Genomic DNA, 22387 nt, shown 5'->3' with positions numbered 1-22387 from the left:
GTACGCAGCGAAAAGTATGGATGAATAAAAGGGAATAACATTCGCATTGTGGGATATGAGCCGAGGCTCATGAAAGATTTTTTTATCCAGTATTGTGAAAGGGGGATGGGGGCGTGAAGGAAAGACCCTTGTTAAGCTTTACGGTATGCTGGGTGGCTGGAAGTGCAGTGGCTTGCTTATGCTCAGGGAGCGGACTGCTATTGGCGTGGGTTGGGTTAATATTTTTACTGGTGAGTCTGATGGTGTGGGGAACAATGAGCTGGAAATACATAGCCATGTTATCTTTTTCCATCACTTTATCGATCGGATATTGGGAATGGAACGAGGCTCGCAACATTAGTGGAATTACTGAAGCACTGGGTGTCACGATTGCAGAACTGAATGAGAGTTCCGTGGAAGTAAGAGGTACGATCGTTTCTGTCGTGGAACGGGATGGGGATCGGGTTGATTTTATAATGAAGCTCTCACATATGAACTTGCTTGCAGTGGGTGATGAGAAAGCATCTGATCCTATGGATGAACAAGATAAAAGGGTCCAGGGGGAGTTAATCGCAGTGCAAATCAAACTTCTGGCCGAGCAAGAAATTGCTGTCGCAGGGAAGTGGCGAAGAGGGGATGAGGTCCTGCTTAGCGGTGTGCTGGAAGAGCCGGCAGTAGCGCGTAATATTGGAGGGTTCGATTATCGTGCTTATTTACATACGAAGAAGATTCACTGGCTTCTAAAGGGACAGGGAGCGGAAAATGTGAGGGCAACCGTTCCAGATTCATGGAGTCCGTTAACGATTTTTCGCTTAAATGACAGCGCGCGGATGGTCCTTGGGGCAGAACTGGATCAACTTTTTCAAGAACGTCACTCTGGGTATATGAAGGGCTTAATCATTGGGATGCAGGATGATCTCGATCCGGATACCTTTAAGCAGTTTTCTCAGCTCGGTTTGACGCATATTCTCGCTATTTCAGGTATGCATGTAGCTGTGTATGTAGGTGTTCTTTTATTTCTGTTCAGGCGCTTACGCCTGACAAAAGAGACCGCGCTAACGCTCACCTTCATACTTGTTCCAGTATACGTCCTCTTGTCAGGTGCGGGTCCGTCCATTGTGCGTGCGGGGCTGATGAGTATGATTGCCTTGCTCGCTGCGCGAATTGGAATACTGAAGGATGGACTGAATATTTTAGCGGCATCGGCACTGGTTATGTTGATCTGGAATCCTTATATGCTGCTCAGTGTCAGCTTCCAGCTGTCTTTTCTGGTGACCTTAGGCTTAATGGTATATGTTCCGCTTATGAATCCTCTTCTGAGCGCACTGCCACGCTGGCTTAAAGGTGCCGTCTCTGTGACTCTAGTAGCGCAGCTGGTTTCGTTTCCGCTCACGATTTATTATTTTAATCAGTTTTCGCTACTGTCCTTTGTCGCCAATTTGGTCTTTGTGCCTTTTATTACTTTTGTAGTATTGCCGCTAGGGACGATTGCGCTATTGCTTGGACGACTGTGGGAAGATGTCGCAGAAGTAATGGCACAGGTTACGGAGCTACTGAACAACTTTACTTTCTACGCAGTGGAGTGGATCAATGAATTTACTGGTGGAGTGCTGATTTGGGGCTCGCCCTCATTGCAGTGGATTGGGGTGTACTATGTCTTGTTGTATGGGCTGCTATACGTTGCCAAGCTGAGAAAGGATGCTCGTTCTGCACCGCAATATATGGAGGACGAGACGAGGCCATTAGCGGAGGTGGGTTTACCAGTGAATAATTATGGTGTGCATGGGAGATCGGTGAGCGCACAGTTTGCTTTTGGTGCTTCCATGGTTGGACGCTGGAGCGGAGTGATTGTTCTACTATCAGCCGTTGGATTGGGGATATTGCTGTATAAGGGTTATCAGTCGGATGGTCAGGCAGGAAGAGGTACGATTAGTTATCTGGATATCGGACAAGGCGACAGTATTCTCATAACTACACCGAGCGGAGCACATATTTTAGTGGATGGAGGTGGAACCTTAAACTTTGGTCAAAAAGAAGAGTGGCGCGTTCGCCGAAGTCCGTTCGAGGTAGGAGCTAAAGTGCTGGTGCCATTGCTGAAAAAACGTGGTATCCACCGTTTAGATGCGATTATTTTGACACATGGAGATCAGGATCATGCCGGAGGACTCCGAGCCGTATTGGAGGAGATTCCGGTCTCGGCATTGCTTTTTAATGGGACGCTAGTTGATCGCCAGTTTTATATAGAGATGATGAGGACTGCACTAGAGAGGGATGTTCAGCTGCATGCTGTGCATCAAGGAATGACCCTTTCCCCGGATGACAAGACGGAGCTGTCCTTTTTGTGGCCGGAGGGAAGGGATGGAAAAGCGGCGGGTACTCCACCGTTGGTTGGTATCCCTCTACTGGAAGAGCAGAACCACGACTCGGTAGCTTTTCGCTTAGAAATGAATGGCAGGAACTTTCTATTTACGGGAGATATGGATCTGGAAGCCGAGGAGGAGATTGTACAGCTAGCCCGGCAGAAGGGCATCAGCGCTGGACCTGCTATTGATGTGCTGAAGGTGGCTCACCATGGGAGCAAGACATCCACTGGCGAAGCTTGGTTAGAATTCTGGCAGCCTGCAGCAGTGGTAATTTCAGCAGGTGTTAATAATTTGTATGGTCACCCGAAAGCTGAGGTGTTGGAGCGATTGCAGGATAACCAAGCAGCTATATTCCGGACGGACCAGCAGGGGGAGATACAGATGCGGGTACGGGCAGATCGGATTGAAGTGCGGTATAAGTTGGGGAGTAAGAGATAGGAAAAGGTAGTTAGATAAGAAGATAGGATGGATAGAAGGATGCAAATAAATTAGGGGAGTGACAGAGTATTGAAGGAGAGGGGAGGGGATGTGCGTAGCGCCTCTCATTGCACTTTGTGTAATAGAACGAAGAGTGGGCAATTTTATCGGAAGAGCAACAAAAGGAGATTCTTAAAGATTATAATAGTCGAACTGCTCCCCAGTAGATAATTCACCCAATAAAAGCTATACTTTTTGATAAAGTATTTTCTTTTGAGAAGAGTGGAGCCGAAGTGATGAAGAAGTTAACGATTGATGATGTAGCTCAAAAAGCAGGAGTGTCGAAGAGTACGGTCTCCCAATTTTTGAACAAACGTTTTAAATATATGAGTGAAGCGACAAAGAATCGGATCGAGGCTGTGATTGAGGAGCTTAATTATCAACCGAACGGTCTTGCACGCAGTCTGAAACAGAATCGGACGCATATGGTCGGAATCATCGTTGCTAATATCGATTATTCGCTGTCTATCCAGTGTATTCGGGCGATCGAGAACGAGCTGCAGCAACACGGAATCCAAGTAATCATATGCAATGCCGATGAGAATGTGGAAAAAGAAAGCAAGTACGTCGAAACCTTAGTCGCCCGCCAGGTGGACGGTTTGATTATTTTTCCGACGGGGAACAATCCATCTGCCTACAGCCGACTGATTGAGAGCGATTTTCCGCTAGTGTTTATGGATCGTCTGGTAGATGGAATCACCACGCAGAGTTTATTGCTCGACAATGAAATGGCGGCCAAGATAGGTGTGGGACAGCTAACGCAGCAAGGGCATGAGCGAATTGCCCTAGTGTCCCTACCGTTAGGTGAGCATGCCATTACCCCTCGTAAAGAGCGGATCAGTGGTTATAAAAAGGCGATGGAAGAAGCGGGCCTAACGCTGCATGAAGAGTATATTTGTAGTGTGCCAAAAGAAGAATTAGCTACAGGTCTGAAGCGCCTTTTAGCGTTGCCGGAACCTCCGACAGCGCTATTGGCTACGAATGATATCACGTTAGCAGAGATTTTGAAATATGCGAATCGAAATGCCATCGCTATTCCGGAACAATTGTCTGTCATCGGTATAGATGATGCGGAGTTCGCGCAAATTTATAATCCGGTCATTACAACGATTCGTCAGCCTGCTTACGAAATGGGCATGCAAGCTGCTAAGATTATACTCTCTAGTATCGAGGATAAGGGCGCTTCCGTTCCTATCACCTATCGTTTCCCGCCGACCTTGCAACAAGGGCAGTCTGTGAAATCTTATAAATAAGCGTATGCTATAAAAATACAAAAAAATGCCGTTCCACAGTTCAACTGTGAGACGGCATTTTTTTACGTAAATGTAAGGATTGATCAAGGGCTAAATAGCACGAGGTAGCTCAAAGATGCAGATAGTTAACTAATCAGTAATTATAGCCAGCGAATAAACCCTGCAAAGGTACATTTTCAAATAATTTGAGGATGGTAAAAATATTATTACTGTAAATAAATAGTTATTATTGCTCCGGAAGAAGACTTCGACCATATGTGAAGATGTACCTGTACCTGTGCAGTTTTTGGACTTAATGTAGAGGATATCTGTAGAAAAAGCTGCATGTTTGCAGGATTTCTTAGTTCAGCGAAAGGTATAAATGAATAAGGGAATAACATTTTCATTGTGCGATGTGAGTGGAGGGATTCGGGATTATAGGGAATTACTCCCTATAAATTTTTAGGATTCCGTTTGTTATCAATGAGTATAGGGAATTCCTCCGTATAAATTCGGATAAAACCCGAAATAAGTCAAAATCTGATGAATTATAAGGAGGTTTTCCCTATATTCTTCGATTTATAGACTAAAACGCAAAATTAAAGGGAGGAATTCCCTATACCAGGGATTGAGACTGAGAAGAAGCAGAAAGCGGGGCATAAATGCCCCAGAAATGCGGACCCCCATTTGTACAGCCGATAGTGGTTAAAGATGGGACAAGGCAGATCATGAGCGAATGCCTGGAGGTTGTGAGTCCCATATCAAATCTATGTGCTTAAACCTCCTGCTGCATAAACTTCGCAAGCTCTTCACGGGTCGGAAGTCCATCCATATCGCCTGGCGACATGACGGCTAACGCGCCGATTGCATTACCGCGTTTGACGGCCTCAGCAATCGGAAGCTTTTCCAGCATCGCACTGATTACACCAACTGCAAATCCATCACCTGCACCTACGGTATCAACGACCTGCTCCACCTTAAATCCGTCTACATATCCTTCTCCTTCAGAGGATTTATAGTAAGCGCCTTCAGGTCCAAGCTTGATGACGACTAAGCTAACGCCACGCGCCAGATAATAGTCTGCAATCTCTTCTGGCGTATTCAGACTTGTAAGGATTTTGCCTTCACCGAGTCCCGGAAGGAACCAATCACAGCGTGTAGCCAAATCATTGATCGTGTTCACCATCGTTTCCGTATCCGGCCATAAGCTAGGGCGCAGGTTAGGGTCAAGGGAGACTGTTTTTCCTTGTCTCTTCATAAATTCCATTGCGTGAATAGAGAATTCATGACAGCTCTTGGATAAGGCGGCGGAGATACTTGTTACGTGCAAATGTCCAGCAGAATTAAAGTATGCCTCGTCAAAATCAACCAGACTAAGCTTGGAGGCCGCGGAATTTTTGCGGAAGTATTCGACTTTAGGATCGCCAGTAACAACCTTTGATTTGATCAACATACCCGTTGAAGTTTCTTTAGTAAAAGTAATGTTGTCGGTATCAATATTCTCTTTCTTCATAGCTTGAGCAATGAAATGACCAAAGTTATCTTCGCCAAGCTTGGTAACATAACCTGTAGGATGATTTAAGCGTGATAAGCCTGTAGCTACATTGCTCTCGGCACCTGCCAACGCTTTGGAGAACGAAAATACTTCATGCAGGGGACCCGTTTCATTCGCATAAAACATCGCCATCGGCTCCCCGAAAGTGACGGCATCCAGCTGTTTACTCATTTGAGTTCCTCCTAGGGTAATGAATTTATCCCAGTATAATGATGTGTAACTTGAAATTATCACATAAATCGGTTTTGTACAATAAAAGAATGATTTTTAATCCGAATTGTGTTTTGGATAAAAGAAAACAAATAAGATATAAATCCTTATAATGAAAGGGTTAATTAATCTTTTTGATAAATGATTATCCTAAGATTCATAAAAATGTATTGACTGTTAACCGTATTGTTATTACTATCTGATTATAGATTATATCGTAATGATTAGTAAATTTAATAAAAAAGTTTATCTAAATTAGTGTTTCATATTCATCTATGATCGTACCAAATGAAAGGGAGTCTACTGATGAAGAAAATGAAAGTATTGCAGAATGTAGCGTCCGTTGGAGTTGTAGCCGTTATTCGTGCTGATAGTGCTGAGGAAGCTTTTAAAATGTCCGTTGCTTGTATTGAAGGCGGTTTGAATAATATTGAGGTAACTTTCACTACTCCTGATGCGGATGTGGCGATTAAACGATTGGTAGCGGAGTACGGAGATCGCGCAGTGATTGGAGCAGGGACTGTGCTTGATCCATTAACGGCGAGAATAGCCATTCTTGCAGGCTCAGAATTTGTGGTCAGTCCCTCTTTTGAAGCAGAGACAGCTAAGATGTGTAATCTTTATGGTATTCCGTACATGCCTGGCTGCATGACATTAAATGAAATGAAGGAAGCATTGAAGTTTGGTGTGGATGTGCTTAAGTTGTTCCCTGGTAGTGCTTTTGGTCCGGATTATGTGAAAGCGGTTAAAGGCCCTATGCCGCATGTGAACATTATGCCAACAGGTGGCGTGGATCTGAATAATATGGAAAAGTGGATTGCAAACGGCTGTATAGCCGTAGGTATCGGGGGCAATTTGACTGCACCGGCGAAGGATGGTCGATACGATCAGATTACCGAACTTGCGGCTCAGTATGTGGCGAAGTTTAAAGAGGTAAAAGGTATTTAATTCTGTTTGTTTCTTAATTTCAATAGATGGATTATTGAAGGTTGTATAGCTGACAAATGTCAGTTATACAACCTTTTTTATATTATTTTCTGCTAACCTCATCTACATTGCATTATATGTTTTTTGCAAAGTATAGAATGAGGACAAAGACAATAAACTATAAAGTAGAAGAGTCGTGATGCTTGACTAACGTCAATGAATTGGAATGGTTTATTATCCGACCGGGAGTGAGTATATGCCTGCTTATCATGATAAAAGGCTGTATCAAGCAGCTGACGAAGAGGATGCCGAATACGTAGAAATTGAGTCGGCATTCCAGGGTTGTAAGGTAACGGAAGGCCAGATCTATAGATTAGAGCGAAATTACAATAACCCTCATATTTTTGAGAATGGAGAAGCGTATGTTGTGGATGATGAAACTAGGGACAACTACGCGGTGTTCATGCTCTGCAAAATTGTGTTATATAAATAGAGTTAAGTGCTCGATTGTGAGGTTATTGCTTATTAACTGACGGCTTCTTTTCCGACGGGAGAATAAGCCGTTTCTTTTGGAAATGGGAGATATTTCTTACCTAAACGCTTAGCGTCCTTATAGGGACGCTGAAGGCGTTTATACTTGTGTCATTTTTGTTACAAAGTTATCCAAAAGAGTATTTGAATGATTGAAGTTTCCCCTGTATGCTTAGTAGGAATTATTGGCTGCGTAATGCGCGATAGCGCTGTATAAAGATGGCTTAACATGACGTTTTAAGAAAAGTTTGGTATTCTAAAAATATTAATTACAGGGTTGCAACAAATTCGCAGTCTTGCGCGTCAGTAAGATTGCATAGAGAGGGGGAACCTTCGTGGTGGAGCAGGGACTCATCAGAGCCGCTCAAGCGGGCGATCGCGACGCTCTAATCACCCTATTGCGAGAAATTGAAGGGCATGTATATAAGACTGCCTTCTACATTTTGCATAATGAACAAGATGCGCTGGATGCATCTCAGGAGGCCTTGATCCGGGTTTATACCAAAATCGGTTCATATGAGGAAAAGGCCCAGTTCAAAACGTGGGTTCAGCGAATCGTTACCAATATTTGCATTGATAAATTCAGAAGAACTAAACCTACAGTTTCTATTGATGAGCACGAAATGGTGTTTCAGGATAAACACAATGTGGAACGTGAGGTTCTATCCTCTTATTTAGCCGAGGATATACGTGAAGCGATTGATCAATTGCCCGAGCATCATCGGACAGTCATCGTCCTGCGCTATTTACAAGATTTTTCTTACAACGAGATTGCAGACTGCCTGGATTTGCCTTTGAATACAGTGAAATCTTACCTGTTTAGGGCCAGACAGCAGCTGCAGAATAGACTTCAGGAGTACCAGAAAGGTGGTGTATCGGGATGAAATGCGCGGAGGTGATGGAATGGATGCACCGCTATTTAGACAAAGATTTGAGCCAAGATGAGATTGTTGAAATGTTCCGTCATATCGATAATTGTCCTTCCTGCGCGGAAGTCTTTGAGCGGCTGACACTTCTCTCCAATGAATTGGAGCAGTTGCCAGACGTGAAACCCCCGTTTAGTCTGGTTGACTCTATTTTACCTCAGCTTGCAGAATTGGATCGAAGCAGTCGTGAACAAAGCGCTATGAGAACCGAGGAGCCAGTTGTAGTTCCATTTTCACGTGAAAGCTCCCGCGGTAAACCTTCCAAGGGAACCTCTATAGCAACACGGACAGGCATTGGTGCTATCGCAGCTGCCGTAATATTAGGGATAGCTATTTTTAATATGCCGGATAAAATGCCCGGGGCAGAGGTAGAACAAATAATGCAGGATAGTAGTAAAGCGACCAGCGATAGTGCTAATAATATGGCTATTGAATCGCAAGCTCAAACTTCTACTTCTGCTAATTCAGATGAGACTGCGCCTGCTAATAGCGGAACGGATTCCGGGGCTCTACCAGCTGCATCTGGTGTGAATGAGGATAACGCTGCATTAGACAGAGTGATGGGGCCGTTGGACCCTGCTTCGATGCCGACTTCTCCAACAGAAACTAATGCTGGATCTGGAGGACGGTCGATACCAGAACCAACTAATAATGTGAAGCCCAATCCTACTGAGAAGATTATGACGCCGAAGCCGGATACTGTAACGAAAGTTCAAACCCCGGATGTTAGCGACACTAGTAATCATCAGTCCAAAGCTGATAAGAAGGATCAACCTGCTTCTATAGATAAAAGGATCGCAGCTGATTCAGCGCCACCTACGGAGGAATCATTAGATATTGCTAATGACTTTAGAAAAGAAGCTATGGGCTTTAACATTGCTATGGATTCTAATGATTCTAATGTGCAGACTTGGACTTCTCCTGATGGGCATTATGCGGTTGAGTTTGCTGGATTACAGCTTGTTATTTATAAGAATTCACCCGAAGGCTCAGTGGAAGATAGGATAGCAGTGACTTCTTATCCATTAGAGGGAAATTGGATTTCTGGAGAATGGTCGGCGGATAGCTCGCAGTTCACGTATGTGACGGAGAAAGATGGTGTTAATACTACCAAGGTGTACACTGTGCAAAAAGCAGGGATTACCTCTTCTACTCCAGCTGCGTCGCCATCGGCAACACCAGAGAGTACACCAACTTCATTGTCAACAAATTAAAGTGAGGTTGGAACATTTTTCGAAGTTTCGGAATATACTATAGCAACCGGACAGGAACTAGAAAGTATAGGATTTGCAGAACATCGGTATGACCGTCGGATGGGAAGTTTCTAGGGCTTCTCACTCCGACGTTTATATAGATGCGCCGCTTAAACGGAGGGGCTTTGGCCATGGCTGCCAGAGTTTCTCCGTTTTTGCATGTGCATTTATGTCGCTTTTTTTGCTACAATAAGACTCTGGGCAAATTGGGCTAGATGAATGGAAAAGGAAGTGGCGGAATGGATGCCAAAACGGCGATAAAAGAAATCAAACAAGGGAAAATCTCACCGCTGTACCTTTTGTACGGCAGTGAAAAATTTCGAATGAATGAATTTGCGGCATTGCTGGAAGATCAGCTGATTGCCAAAGAGGATCGTGATTTTGCGGTTATTCCCTTTGATCTCTCTGAGACGCCGGTGCAGGCTGTGGTAGAAGAAGCTGAGACTGTACCTTTTATGGTAGAACGTAAATTATTGCTGGTGCGGGACGCATCGTTATTTACAGCGGGAAAAGAAAATGCCAAACTTGAGCATCGTATAGATATTTTAAGTGATTATTTGCAGCATCCTGTAGATTTCAGTGTGATCGTCTTTATGGTGAATAATGACAAGCTGGACGAGCGTAAGAAAATTGTGAAGACTGTTAAAACGGCGGGTACGGTATTAGCTTTCAACCCGCTAGGGGCAGAAGAACTGCTGCGCTGGGTAGAGAAAGGGATTCGTGAGCGAGGTTGTACGATGGCACCTGGCACCGCAGAGATTCTTATCACTAATGCAGGGACAGGTTTGCAGGGCTTATCTGCTGAAATGGACAAGCTTTGTCTGTTCGCTGGTAAGGGCGGAACCGTAGACGCAGAAGCAGTAGAGAGTCTTGTGCATCGCGGAACGGAACAAAATGTGTTTACGCTTGTAGAGGATATCGCTAATCTGCGTCTAGATAAGGCGCTTGATACGCTGTATGAGCTGTTGAAGCAGCGAGAAGAACCCATTAAGATTGCTGCGCTGATTGCGCGGCAGTTCCGAATTATTTTGCAGGTTAAGGATTTATCGGCACATAGTTATTCGCAAGGTCAGATTGCTTCGCAGATCGGACTTCATCCTTATGCTGTTAAGCTTGCAGGTGAGCAGGCCCATAAGTTCTCAAGTGAACGTCTGCGGCAAATTTTAAGTGCACTCGCTGATTTGGATTATAAGATGAAGACAGGAGCTATAGATAAAGTACTTGGTCTGGAGCTGTTTATGCTGCGGTTAGGTGCTTGAACGAAATGATTGGAATTTGAAGTGAAACCGTTCCTTTTGAAATGGTTGGGTAATACCTCCATTTTATCAAAGAGCGGTTTTTTTGTGATTTTAAAAGAGGAGTGTAGAAACGGTTCAATTACATGTTTATAGAAAACTATTGATAATAATAGTAGACACAAAAAAACCCAACCGTATGAAACATAGCGGTCAGGTTCTTCAATTGCTCATTATGAATGTCGTCCTAGGCTTGAGCCTTAAGAGCGTTCAATTTCTTCGCCAAGCGGGATTTTTTGCGGGCAGCCGCATTTTTATGAACCAGACCTTTAGTTACGGCCTTGTCCAGCTTTTTGGAAGCAGCTTGGAAAGCAGCTTGAGCAGTTTCAACTTCCGTACCTGTCAGTGCTACATCAGCAGTTTTCACAGCTGTACGAAGCGCGGATTTTTGGGAAGCGTTCAGTGCACGGCGTTTTTCGTTCGTGTTTACGCGTTTAACCGCGGATTTAATATTTGGCATTGCATTCACCTCCTGTAAGACATTCGAAATCATTATCAAATGATTCACAACTTAAAATAGTTTAGCATGACCGGTAGTAAAAAGCAATACTTAAAGCTTTCAAATTAAACCATCTTTACCTGCATAAACAGTGGCTTTCTCTCGCACACTATCGACAAAAGAGCATAGGCAGAAGCTAACGATTTGAGTTTTGCTCGAAGTAACTCAAGGCGAAGCGAATGCTCACAAAACTTTTAAGGAGGCTGGTATAACAATGGAACCGGATCTGCAGCTATATTCGGTACGCACGGACTTGGCGTTAGAGGCGAAAGAAATGGCTCAAGGGCCACAAAGGACGCCAATCCCTGGTGTGATCGAAGAAGTGGAAGAGTCAGATGGGATAAAAGTTACCCGGCTTGGTGTGGCTAACGCTGCCGGATCACAGGCGATAGGCCGCGCGATTGGAAATTATGTCACGCTTGAGGTGCCAGCACTGCGCGGTGGAGATTCCGGCTTACAGCAAAAAGTAGCGGAAGTCTTTGCTCGCGAATTCGAGGACTTCCTGACTAGGATTGGGATTGGTAAGGATGCATCTGTGCTGATCGTTGGTCTTGGTAACTGGAATGTGACTCCAGATTCACTGGGTCCGCTGGTGGTGGAGAACGCGCTCATTACTCGGCAGTTTTATGAACTAGTGCCGGATCAGGTCTCTCCTGGTTATCGCAAGGTAAGTGCTATTGCTCCCGGGGTACTAGGATTGACCGGTATCGAGTCGAGTGAAGTTGTGCAGGGGATCGTGGATCGTACCAAACCGGATCTCATCATTGCCATTGATGCGCTGGCATCCCGTTCGCTGGAGCGTATCAATACGACGATTCAAATTGCCGATATCGGAATCCACCCCGGTTCGGGAATTGGCAATAAGCGACGCGGATTGACGCAGGAAATTCTGGGTGTCCCTTGTATTGCCATTGGTGTTCCCACAGTTTGCTATGCTTCGACCATTGTAAATAATGTGCTGGAGATGATGAAGAATCATTTCGGGCAAGGGGCTGGGCATACCAAGGAAATCATGGGGATGCTGGACGATATTTCTGAGCAGGAGCGATTGTCGCTAGTGAAGGAAGTGCTCGAACCACTTGGACATGATTTGATCGTTACACCTAAGGAAATCGATGAATTTATTGAAGGCATCGCCAATATTGTAGCCAGTGGTCTTAATGCGGCTCTACATGATGCGGTCGATCCTGAGAATGTCGGCGCTTATACCCACTAATTGAATCATAGCTAGCACAGTCCGGCGGGATGCTGATGTACAGTATCCTGTGCGGACTCTATGTCTATTCTCTCATTTACGGTTCTACTATTACTCTTTCGCTCATAGATTTGGAGTATAAGAGATTACAGAGGGCTGGAGGAGGACATAAATATAATGAATAAAAAATGGTTTCAGCTTTGGAACATCGGCCGTTTACGTGGAAGAGTGCTGGATGCTTTATCGCTGGGAAGAACGATGCTGCTGTTGGTCGGAGGTTCGCTAGTATTTTTTATGCTTCTTGGAGCTGGTGGATTGGCCGGACAGAAGTTGAATTCTTCACCCATTCCATCTATGAAGGGGCTTGCGGCCTCACTATCAAGTGGATTTTTCATGGAGCTTCTAGGGATGGAGGTACCCCATTTACCTCAGGGGAAAGAGCCTTCAGCTTTTTCGGGTGAAAAAGTAACTTCCTTTGTATTTCAATTGCTGACCAGTGTGAATCCAAGTGATCCGAAGAGTCTAGTCTCCCGTGAAGTGCCGGGTTTGGCAGCAGATGATCCGTTCCTGTTACGAAAAGGCTCTGGTGGTTCTACAGGAGCACCGGTTGATTATCATCCGGGAACCGATGAACTGGCTGAGGGTGGAGGGGAAGAGGTTGATCCATCTGTTCCAAACGAAGTGGACAAGCCTGAAGATACTCCAGCACAGCAGCCTGAAGCGACGATAGCTCCGTCTCCTGAGCCTTCAGGAACTGAGGAAGGTACGGATAAGAGTGATCCGCAAAGCGAGACAGATAATACCAAGGACACCTCGGTTAAACGGGTCCTTATCTATCATTCACATCCTCGGGAGGCCTATAACCCTCTAATGGGGTTAGCGAACGAAAATCCAAGTTCTGCTGTTTCCTCTAAAAATGTAATGCTGGTAGGATCATATATTACGAAAAGATTGGAACAACGCGGGATTGGAACAGTCCATGCCAAAGAGGATTTTCTAACTAAAATTGCCGACTATAACTGGAACTTTTCCTATAAATACTCCCGAGTGTTGGTTAAATCAGCAATTAGCGCAAATCAAGAAATGAGTGAATTTATCGACATTCACCGCGACTCGCAGCGTCATGGCAAAACAACAGCTGTTATCGATGGGAAAAGTTACGCTCAGGTGTATTTTATCATTGGACATGCGAATAAAGATTGGAAGAAGAACGAAGAGTTTGCGAACAAGATCCATCAAACGATTGAAAAGGGTTACCCAGGAATATCTCGCGGGATATGGGGAAAAGCTGCGGGTAAAGGGAACAACGGGGAGTATAACCAGACCCTCTCACCCAATAGTGTCTTGATTGAAGTGGGCGGTATTGATAATACAGCAGAGGAATTGAAGCGTACGGCTGATATTTTGGCAGATGCTATTGCAGATGTGTACTGGAGCAGTCACGACTCGGAGAAGGTAAATGCTACAGCACCCCAAAAGTCGAACGGAGCTTCCTAACCTGTAGACATTCAATTAGAGGAACAGACTTATTACCAAGTATTTAAAAAAGGAGTGGCTTACATGTCTCGTTTCGGAAAAAAACTGGTTATGGTCGGTATTTGGGCAGGGGTCGGCATACTGTTAGGTATGCAGTTCAGTGGCAGCGGAGGGGCGACGGTCTCCAAGCTACTGCCAGGCTGGAACAATATATCGACTACGCCTACCAGTCAAGTGACGGGCATGCAGCCACAGCCGATAAAGAACGGTGTGGCACAGGGCGGGCAGACTTATGTATATGTTCCGATGGTCATCGATCCTGTAACAGGTGCTTATACCGCTGTTTCACCGTTACCTCAGAATAGTAAAACAGCGCCAACTGCAGATCTTCCTCAGCAGGTGGTAGATGACTATAGTACGAAAACTCCGGAGCAGATTCTGATTCCTGAGGAACAAAAACCGACAGTTGATGTGATAGCGGATAAAACGGCGGGCCTATTGCAGCAGGCTTCTCAGAAGGGCATACGCTGGGTGGTTTCATTGTTCGATTCGGCTGAAGAATCACAGTAATTTCAGAAGAAACAGTTATTTCACGGGAACGTGTATAGCTGTTTCTTCTGTTTTACATCAGGGCGGGATTGATGGAGCAAGCTTGTACTGTTATAATAAGTGGATTAATATCAGGCTGTCTGTGGGGGTAAGGAATGACTGACGTTCAGAAAAGACAACAACAAATTCGCAATTTCTCGATTATTGCACATATAGACCATGGAAAATCGACATTGGCTGACCGCATTTTGGAATACACGGGGGCACTAACCACGCGTGAAATGCAGGAGCAGGTACTCGATCAGATGGATCTGGAGCGCGAACGCGGTATCACAATCAAGCTGCAAGCCGTGCGTTTAACCTATCGTGCAGACGATGGAGTAGACTACTATCTCAACCTGATTGATACACCGGGGCACGTCGATTTCACTTATGAGGTCTCCCGCAGTCTTGCAGCATGCGAAGGCGCGCTGCTCGTAGTAGATGCGGCACAAGGGATTGAAGCGCAGACTCTTGCCAATGTGTATCTTGCGCTGGATAACAATCTGGAAATTCTGCCTGTTCTCAACAAAATTGATTTGCCAAACGCTGACCCTGACCGGGTAAAGCAGGAGATTGAGGATGTTATCGGGCTGGATACAAGTGAAGCGGTTATGGCATCTGCCAAAGCCGGTATCGGGATCAAGGAAATTCTGGAGCAAGTGGTGAAGCAGGTTCCTGCACCATCCGGTAATTCAGAAGAGCCGCTTAAAGCGTTGATCTTTGACTCTCACTACGATCCTTATAAAGGCGTTATCGTCTATGTGCGCGTAATGGACGGGAAGATCCGTGCGGGTTCGAAGATTAAGATGATGGCAACTGAGAAGACCTTCGAAGTAATTGAAGTTGGCGCATTTATGCCGCGTATGACGATTGTTGATGAATTGAACATCGGTGATGTTGGATTTATCGTAGCTGGGATCAAGCATGTTGGAGATACCCGTGTCGGTGATACTGTCACTGACGCAAAGAACCCTACTGCTGAGCCGCTTCCAGGTTATCGAAAGATCAACCCGATGGTATATTGCGGGTTGTATCCGATTGAAACCTCCGATTATAACGATCTTCGTGAGGCCCTTGAGAAGCTTCAGCTTAACGATGCTTCCCTAAGCTTTGAGCCGGAAAGCTCAAGCGCACTTGGTTTTGGCTTCCGTTGCGGATTCCTTGGTCTCCTGCATATGGAAATTATCCAGGAACGGATTGAACGTGAGTTCAATTTGCCACTGATTACAACTGCACCGAGTGTTATTTACCGAATTATGCTGACCAATGGCGAAATGATTCAAATCGACAACCCGTCACATTATCCGGAAATCGGAACGATTGACTACATTGAAGAGCCATATGTTAAAGCAGCAATCATCGTGCCTAACGACTTTGTAGGTACCGTAATGGAGCTGTGCCAGAACAAACGTGGCGAGTTCGTAAATATGGAGTATCTTGATACTAATCGTGTAACGATTACTTACGAGATTCCGCTGTCTGAAATCGTTTATGATTTCTTTGATCAGTTGAAATCAGGTACAAAAGGTTACGCATCCTACGACTATGAAATCTGCGGGTATCGTCGTTCGAATCTGGTCAAGATGGATATCTTGCTTAACAACGAGCAGGTTGATGCCTTGTCCTTTATCGTTCACCGTGATCGTGCGTACAACCGCGGACGTATCATTTGTGAGAAACTGCGTGGCATTATCCCTCGTCAAATGTTTGAAGTGCCGATTCAAGCCTCTGTGGGTACGAAGGTGGTTGCGCGTGAGACCGTTAAAGCAATGCGCAAGAACGTACTTGCCAAATGTTACGGCGGCGATATTTCGCGTAAGCGGAAGCTGCTTGAGAAACAAAAAGAAGGTAAGAAACGCATGAAGCAAGTCGGTAGTGTGGAGGTACCGCAAGAAGCATTTATGGCAGTACTTAAGATTGACGAGTAGGCCAGTTCACACTGAATTAGAGTTCATTTATAAATGATCGCCCTGTAAGGGAAGCCATCAGGCTTCCCTTTTCTGGCTTTTTATAGATTACACTAGTCAAACGATATTTTTATATAAAGGAGACAGCTAATGACCAAGAATACTAATGGCCGTCCCCCTGAGGCCGTATACATTCATATTCCTTTTTGTACCAATAAGTGCTTTTATTGTGATTTCAATTCCTACGTTCTCAAGGATCAGCCGGTTATGGATTATCTCCAAGCCCTGGATCGAGAAATGGAGCAGACCGTCAAGAACACCCCACCGGGTGTCATCAAAACGATCTTTGTCGGCGGTGGTACCCCAACAGTACTGAAACCTGATGAAATGGCTTATTTTCTAAAATCAGTTCGGACACATTTCCCAAACTGGGATAAAGATATCGAGTTCTCTATGGAAGCAAATCCGGGAACTACGGATATAGATAAGTTGACGGTTATGAAAGAAGGCGGCGTGAATCGGGTGAGCTTTGGTGTTCAGGCGTTTCAGAATGAACTCCTTACGGGCATTGGCCGGATTCATAATGTTGACGATGTATACCGCAGCTTGGAGAATGCTCGTGCAGTCGGCCTTAACAACCTGTCGGTTGACCTTATGTTTGGTTTGCCGAACCAAACTGTAGAGATGCTGGGCGAAAGTATTCGTAAGGCGTTGGAGCTTGATTTACCCCATTATTCTATTTATAGCTTGAAGGTGGAGGAGAACACTCTTTTTCACACCCTATTTAATAAGAACAAACTTCCTCTTCCTAATGAAGAAGATGAACTGCAAATGTACCTCTTGTTGATGTCATCTATGAAGGAAGCGGGCTATAACCAATACGAAATCAGTAACTTCGCAAAACCAGGCATGGAGAGTCGTCACAATATCACTTACTGGCGTAATGAAGATTATTATGGTCTCGGAGCAGGTGCACATGGATATGTGGGTCGTCAGCGGCATATTAATGTTAAGGGCGTAAATCCTTATGTTGAAGCTACACGTAAAGGCCTGCCTCGATTGGACGCATACCCAATCACTGAAGCAGAAGCGATGGAGGACTTTATGATGGTTGGCTTGCGTATGCATGAAGGCGTCTCTAATGAGGCTTTTCAGGCGCAATTTGGTCGTTCGATAGAGGATGTATTTGCGAAATCATTGCATAAGATGCTGCATGCGGGTCTGCTTGAGCACGAAGAAGGGACTTACCGACTCAGCAAGCAAGGGATCCTTTTTGGAAACGATGTTTTCGCAGAATTTGTAGGTGCACTGACAGAAGTTTAATTTTAAAATACCCCTTGAATTGTAATTCACTATGTTGTATATTTATTCATATTATCAACAGAGGGGTGAATTAAAGTGCTTGCCAAGATGGAAATGATCCGCCATTCGTCTCCAGCAGGAGACGCACAGGTGATTTGCAGAAATGCTGTGGTAGAAGATGTTGAGCCGTTGTATCTGATGATAGAAGAATATGCACAGCGCGGTATCATGTTGCCCCGTTCCAGGCAGGCGCTGACTCGCCAGATCGATCAATTCGTGATTGCGGAAATCGAGGGTAGATTCGTAGGCTGTGGTTCGCTCTTCAGGCTCGGGAATGATCTCGTAGAGATTCGCTCGATCGGTTTGAATGACGAGGGTAGGGGTAAAGGTGTAGGATCCATGATTTTAGAGAAGTTGGTTGAGGAAGCCAGAAACCAGAAAATCCCCAAGGTCATGGCACTAACCTACGCCGTAGATTTCTTTCTTAGAAACGGATTCGAAGTCGTAGAGAAAGATATTTTTCCCGAAAAAGTATGGACAGATTGCGTGAATTGTAAAAAGCAGCATGCCTGCGATGAAATAGCAGTGCTTAAGATACTGAACTGACTTGACAATGTCAATGTCAGTTTGGTATTTTTGTATTAGTGGTTAGCACTCATCTGAGTCGAGTGCTAACGAATCGGAGCCAACAGCCGATAGGAGGGGATAACATGTTAACTGATCGCCAGAGAATGATACTAAATGCAATTGTTGATGATTATATTTCATCCGCAGAACCAGTAGGATCTCGCAGCATTTCTAAACGGGGTGATGTAGGGTACAGCCCTGCGACCATCCGAAATGAAATGGCTGACCTAGAGGATTTGGGTTATCTCGAGCAGCCTCATACATCGGCAGGGAGAATACCTTCCCATAAAGGATACCGATATTATGTGGATCATCTGGTACCGTGGAATTCCGCCGAAACGGCAGAGATGGGCACGATCCGCGCTTTTTTTGCCGAGAAGTTGAATGCGATGGAGCAGGTAATCCAACATGCGGCGATGATTCTTTCCAATATGACGAATTACACTTCCATCCTTCTAGGACCGGAGGTTTTTCATACATCATTGCGTCATTTTCAGTTGTTACCACTAGATGATACAACCGCAGTGGCGATTATCGTCACAAGTACGGGTCAAGTTGAGAATCGTACGGTGAACATTCCACCGGAGATTTCCGTTTCCGAGATGGAGAAAGTGGTTAACCTACTGAATAGTAAGCTAGTCAATGTACCACTCTATAAGCTGAAGACTCGGCTCTATTCTGAGCTTGGCGAGGAAATGCAGCGTCACATCTCTCATTATGAAGAATTAATGCAAGTGCTAGACATTGCGCTGGAAAGTGATCAAGAGCAGCGTATCTATCTCAGCGGAGCGACGAATATGCTTACACAGCCTGAGTTCAAAGATGTTGACAAGGTGAAGAGTATTCTTGATCTGCTGGAAGAGACGCCTACATTGCTCAAAATGCTGGCCCCTACAACAGGCGGCACAGGTATTCAGGTGCGAATAGGAACGGAGAACAATCATGAAGCGTTCGCTAATTGCAGTCTGATCACAGCCACTTATTCTCTTGATGGGCAGGCATTAGGAAGCATTGGCATCCTTGGTCCGACCCGAATGGAATATGCAAGAGTGATGGGGATCTTGGGCATTTTATCCCGAGATTTGACAGCGATGCTGGCACACTGGTATAAGTGAACAGAGTCAACATTGATTACGTGAATGATTTTAAGGAGGTGAAGACAACTTGAAAAAGGAACAAGTTCAAGATGCTAATGAATTCAAAGATGATTTGATAAATGAGGAACCTGAGGCTGATGTAGTTTCGGAGGCTGACTCATTTAAGGCAGAAGAAGTTAGTGAAGGTGCTTCAGGCACAGGTGCGGAGGTAAAACGCCTGCAGGATCTCGCTGATGAATATCAAGGACGTGCGCTGCGTGCGCAGGCTGATTTCGATAACTTCCGTCGTCGTACTCAGAAGGAGAAAGAAGAGTTGGCTCAATATGCCACCTCCAAGCTCGTGACTGAATTGCTTTCAGTACTGGACAATTTCGAGCGTGCGTTAGTCACTACTCCAACCAATCCTGAATCCGAAGCTTTCGCTAAGGGCGTAAATATGATTTTCCGTCAGCTAGATGGGGTATTGAAGTCTGAGGGACTGACGGCTATGGAAACGGTAGGACAGCCTTTTAATCCTGAATACCATCAGGCTATTATGCAGGTGGAGAGCGAGGAGTACGAAGAAGGTATCGTAACGGAAGAGGTCCAAAAGGGATATCTCCTGAAAGATAAAGTCCTTCGTCCTGCTATGGTCAAAGTCAGCATGTAGTCTGTCAATATAGGACGGGCAGTTTCTGTCCATCATCGATACCAATCGGTTTTTTTTAAAATATAAGAAAGTATAAGTTTCACGCTATACATTATCCTTATATTTCTCGCTTATACGCTTATCGTCCTAATAAGGACGCCAAAGGCGTTTATGCTTGTATTTTTATAATTTAAATGAGCGTATGCTCCATATACCTTTAGAGGAGGCAAATTATTGTGAGTAAAGTTATCGGTATTGACTTAGGAACCACGAACTCTTGCGTTGCCGTAATGGAAGGCGGCGAAGCCGTTGTAATTCCAAACCCAGAGGGCGCGCGTACAACCCCTTCGGTTGTAGGTTTTAAGAAAGACGGCGAGCGTATCGTCGGTGAAACAGCTAAACGCCAAGCAATTACTAACCCTGATCGTACGATCAGCTCTGTTAAGCGTCATATGGGTACGAACCACAAAGAAAGCATTGATGGTAAAGACTACTCTCCACAAGAAATTTCAGCGATGATTCTTCAAAAGCTGAAATCCGATGCAGAAGCATATCTTGGCCAAACGGTTACTCAAGCAGTTATCACAGTTCCTGCTTATTTCAATGACAGCCAGCGTCAAGCTACTAAAGATGCAGGTAAAATTGCAGGTCTGGAAGTTCTACGTATTGTGAACGAGCCAACAGCTGCAGCTTTGGCATACGGTCTGGAGAAATCCGAAGATCAAACCATCCTTGTATATGACCTTGGTGGCGGTACGTTCGACGTATCCATCTTGGAATTGGGCGATGGCTTCTTTGAAGTAAAAGCTACAAGCGGCGACAACAAACTTGGTGGCGATGACTTTGACCAAGTTGTTATGGATCATCTGGTATCCGAATTTAAGAAAGAGCAAGGCATTGATCTGAGCAAAGATAAATCTGCTGTACAACGTTTGAAAGATGCAGCTGAAAAAGCGAAGAAAGAATTGTCGGGCGTACTGACAACTACTATTTCTCTTCCGTTCATCACTGTAGTTGATGGAGTACCTCAGCACTTGGAGATCAACTTGACTCGTGCGAAGTTTGATGAGCTCACTGCTGGTCTGGTAGAACGTACTTTGGGACCAACTCGTCAAGCTTTGTCTGATGCTGGCATGACGCCTGCTGACCTTACCAGAATCGTTCTGGTTGGTGGTTCTACACGTATCCCTGCTGTACAAGATGCAATTAAGAAGCTTACAGGTAAAGATCCACACAAAGGTGTGAATCCGGATGAAGTCGTAGCTCTTGGTGCTGCTGTTCAAGCTGGTGTATTGACTGGTGATGTTAAGGACGTTGTATTGCTCGACGTAACTCCGCTTTCCCTCGGTATCGAAACTGCAGGTGGCGTGTTTACGAAGATGATCGAGCGTAACACTACGATTCCTACAAGTAAATCTCAAGTATTCTCGACCTTTGCTGACAACCAACCTAGCGTAGAGATTCACGTACTACAAGGTGAGCGTCAAATGGCGAATGGCAACAAAACATTGGGACGCTTCATGCTGAACGAGATTCCACCAGCACCACGTGGCGTACCACAAATCGAAGTTTCTTTCGATATTGATGCCAACGGTATCGTGAATGTGTCTGCAACTGATAAAGGCACTAACAAGAGCCAAAAGATCACTATCACTTCTTCCAGCGGTCTGAGCGACGCAGAAGTAGAACAAATGATGAAGGATGCCGAGCTTCACGCTGAGGAAGACCGTAAGCGTAAAGAACTGGTAGAAGCGAAGAACAGCGCTGACCAACTCGTGTATTCTACTGAGAAAGTAATCAAAGACCTTGGTGATAAAGCTGATGCTTCTGATGTTGAAAAGGCAAACGAAGCTAAAGATAAAGTGAAAGCAGCACTGGAAACTGACAACCTGGAAGAAATCACTGCGGCTACAGAAGCATTGACTGAAATCGTACAACAGTTGTCCATGAAGCTGTATGAGCAAGCTGCTCAAGCTGAGCAAGGTGCTGAAGGTGGTGCTGGAGCTGCTGAAGGCGCTGCTAAGAAAGACAATGTAGTTGACGCAGACTATGAGGTTGTTGACGAAGAAAAGAATCAAGGGTAACCTTAGACGATAAGTGTAATAGGGCGAAACTGATAAATTCTTATATATTGTAAGAAGGGAAGGTCAAAACCGGGTCATCCCGTGTTTTGACTTTCCTTTTGTAAAAATATAAGAATTTATATGCTGCGCAGCTATAACATCCTTATATTTCTACGAGAAACGGTTGTCATCCGTAAAGGAGAACAACGTCGTTTCTTCTTGTATCAGTGTGCACACTCTTCGCGAATGCGCCT

The 22387-nt window shown here is 44.9% G+C and carries 18 protein-coding genes; 16 read left to right on the top strand and 2 right to left on the bottom strand.

Features of this window, described 5'->3' with window-relative positions; translation table 11 throughout:
• Nucleotides 1-113 precede the first annotated feature (113 nt).
• Both MHH52_RS22710 and MHH52_RS22705 read left to right on the top strand, forming a co-directional pair.
• The gene (locus MHH52_RS22710) at nucleotides 114-2780 is read left to right on the top strand and encodes a ComEC/Rec2 family competence protein (protein WP_340004549.1); all 2667 of its coding nucleotides are present in this window, start codon (nucleotides 114-116) and stop codon (nucleotides 2778-2780) included.
• 275 nt (nucleotides 2781-3055) lie between these two features.
• On the top strand, nucleotides 3056-4072 hold the full coding sequence (locus MHH52_RS22705) for a LacI family DNA-binding transcriptional regulator (RefSeq protein WP_340004548.1): 1017 nt from the start codon (nucleotides 3056-3058) through the stop codon (nucleotides 4070-4072).
• A 754-nt stretch (nucleotides 4073-4826) separates the two neighbouring features.
• Here MHH52_RS22705 and MHH52_RS22700 read toward each other — a convergent pair.
• Complete coding sequence (locus tag MHH52_RS22700; protein ID WP_340004547.1) at nucleotides 4827-5777, bottom strand: sugar kinase; 951 nt, start codon at nucleotides 5775-5777, stop codon at nucleotides 4827-4829.
• A gap of 345 nt (nucleotides 5778-6122) precedes the next feature.
• On the opposite strand from MHH52_RS22700, the gene MHH52_RS22695 reads away from it, so the two are divergent.
• The 5 genes from MHH52_RS22695 to holA all read left to right on the top strand — a co-directional run bounded on the left by MHH52_RS22695 (nucleotide 6123) and on the right by holA (nucleotide 10712).
• Nucleotides 6123-6764 (top strand): bifunctional 2-keto-4-hydroxyglutarate aldolase/2-keto-3-deoxy-6-phosphogluconate aldolase, encoded by a 642-nt coding sequence (locus tag MHH52_RS22695; RefSeq protein WP_340004546.1) that lies wholly within the window; start codon nucleotides 6123-6125, stop codon nucleotides 6762-6764.
• Between the two features lie 235 nt (nucleotides 6765-6999).
• The gene (locus tag MHH52_RS22690) at nucleotides 7000-7236 is read left to right on the top strand and encodes a hypothetical protein (protein ID WP_313637985.1); all 237 of its coding nucleotides are present in this window, start codon (nucleotides 7000-7002) and stop codon (nucleotides 7234-7236) included.
• 373 nt (nucleotides 7237-7609) lie between these two features.
• On the top strand, nucleotides 7610-8158 hold the full coding sequence (locus MHH52_RS22685; protein ID WP_036677530.1) for a sigma-70 family RNA polymerase sigma factor: 549 nt from the start codon (nucleotides 7610-7612) through the stop codon (nucleotides 8156-8158).
• On the top strand, nucleotides 8155-9414 hold the full coding sequence (locus MHH52_RS22680) for a zf-HC2 domain-containing protein (protein WP_340004545.1): 1260 nt from the start codon (nucleotides 8155-8157) through the stop codon (nucleotides 9412-9414). Before MHH52_RS22685 ends, MHH52_RS22680 begins: the two co-directional genes overlap by 4 nt.
• A 278-nt stretch (nucleotides 9415-9692) precedes the next feature.
• The gene (gene holA / locus MHH52_RS22675) at nucleotides 9693-10712 is read left to right on the top strand and encodes a DNA polymerase III subunit delta (RefSeq protein ID WP_340004544.1); all 1020 of its coding nucleotides are present in this window, start codon (nucleotides 9693-9695) and stop codon (nucleotides 10710-10712) included.
• Between the two features lie 223 nt (nucleotides 10713-10935).
• Here the strand turns inward: holA and rpsT are convergent, their stop codons facing one another.
• Nucleotides 10936-11208: a 30S ribosomal protein S20 gene (gene rpsT, locus MHH52_RS22670; RefSeq protein ID WP_042130412.1), complete on the bottom strand. Its 273-nt coding sequence runs from the start codon at nucleotides 11206-11208 to the stop codon at nucleotides 10936-10938.
• Nucleotides 11209-11461: 253 nt separating this feature from the next.
• Between rpsT and gpr the strand changes: the two genes are divergently transcribed.
• The 9 genes from gpr to dnaK all read left to right on the top strand — a co-directional run bounded on the left by gpr (nucleotide 11462) and on the right by dnaK (nucleotide 22154).
• On the top strand, nucleotides 11462-12463 hold the full coding sequence (gene gpr / locus MHH52_RS22665; RefSeq protein WP_340004543.1) for a GPR endopeptidase: 1002 nt from the start codon (nucleotides 11462-11464) through the stop codon (nucleotides 12461-12463).
• A gap of 156 nt (nucleotides 12464-12619) precedes the next feature.
• Complete coding sequence (locus MHH52_RS22660) at nucleotides 12620-13939, top strand: stage II sporulation protein P (RefSeq protein WP_340004542.1); 1320 nt, start codon at nucleotides 12620-12622, stop codon at nucleotides 13937-13939.
• A gap of 63 nt (nucleotides 13940-14002) precedes the next feature.
• Nucleotides 14003-14488 carry a hypothetical protein gene (locus MHH52_RS22655; RefSeq protein WP_340004541.1) on the top strand — a complete coding sequence of 162 codons (486 nt, stop codon included), beginning with the start codon at nucleotides 14003-14005 and terminating at the stop codon, nucleotides 14486-14488.
• A gap of 134 nt (nucleotides 14489-14622) precedes the next feature.
• Nucleotides 14623-16437 carry a translation elongation factor 4 gene (gene lepA, locus MHH52_RS22650; protein ID WP_060621949.1) on the top strand — a complete coding sequence of 605 codons (1815 nt, stop codon included), beginning with the start codon at nucleotides 14623-14625 and terminating at the stop codon, nucleotides 16435-16437.
• A gap of 129 nt (nucleotides 16438-16566) precedes the next feature.
• Nucleotides 16567-17739, top strand: coding sequence for a radical SAM family heme chaperone HemW (gene hemW / locus MHH52_RS22645; protein WP_340004540.1), 1173 nt, complete (start codon nucleotides 16567-16569; stop codon nucleotides 17737-17739).
• A 93-nt stretch (nucleotides 17740-17832) separates the two neighbouring features.
• Entirely contained in the window at nucleotides 17833-18324 is a 492-nt protein-coding gene (locus tag MHH52_RS22640; RefSeq protein WP_340009777.1) for an N-acetyltransferase, read from the top strand.
• Between the two features lie 104 nt (nucleotides 18325-18428).
• On the top strand, nucleotides 18429-19460 hold the full coding sequence (gene hrcA / locus MHH52_RS22635) for a heat-inducible transcriptional repressor HrcA (protein ID WP_042130390.1): 1032 nt from the start codon (nucleotides 18429-18431) through the stop codon (nucleotides 19458-19460).
• 49 nt (nucleotides 19461-19509) lie between these two features.
• Complete coding sequence (gene grpE / locus MHH52_RS22630) at nucleotides 19510-20091, top strand: nucleotide exchange factor GrpE (protein WP_313637959.1); 582 nt, start codon at nucleotides 19510-19512, stop codon at nucleotides 20089-20091.
• Nucleotides 20092-20306: 215 nt separating this feature from the next.
• Complete coding sequence (dnaK, locus tag MHH52_RS22625; protein WP_340004539.1) at nucleotides 20307-22154, top strand: molecular chaperone DnaK; 1848 nt, start codon at nucleotides 20307-20309, stop codon at nucleotides 22152-22154.
• Nucleotides 22155-22387: the final 233 nt, after the last annotated feature.

Source organism: Paenibacillus sp. FSL K6-0276, from assembly GCF_037977235.1.
Classification (GTDB): Bacteria; Bacillota; Bacilli; order Paenibacillales; family Paenibacillaceae; genus Paenibacillus_AQ.
The sequence above is the reverse complement of the archived record's forward strand: the minus strand, read 5'-3'. Positions and strand labels throughout refer to the sequence as shown.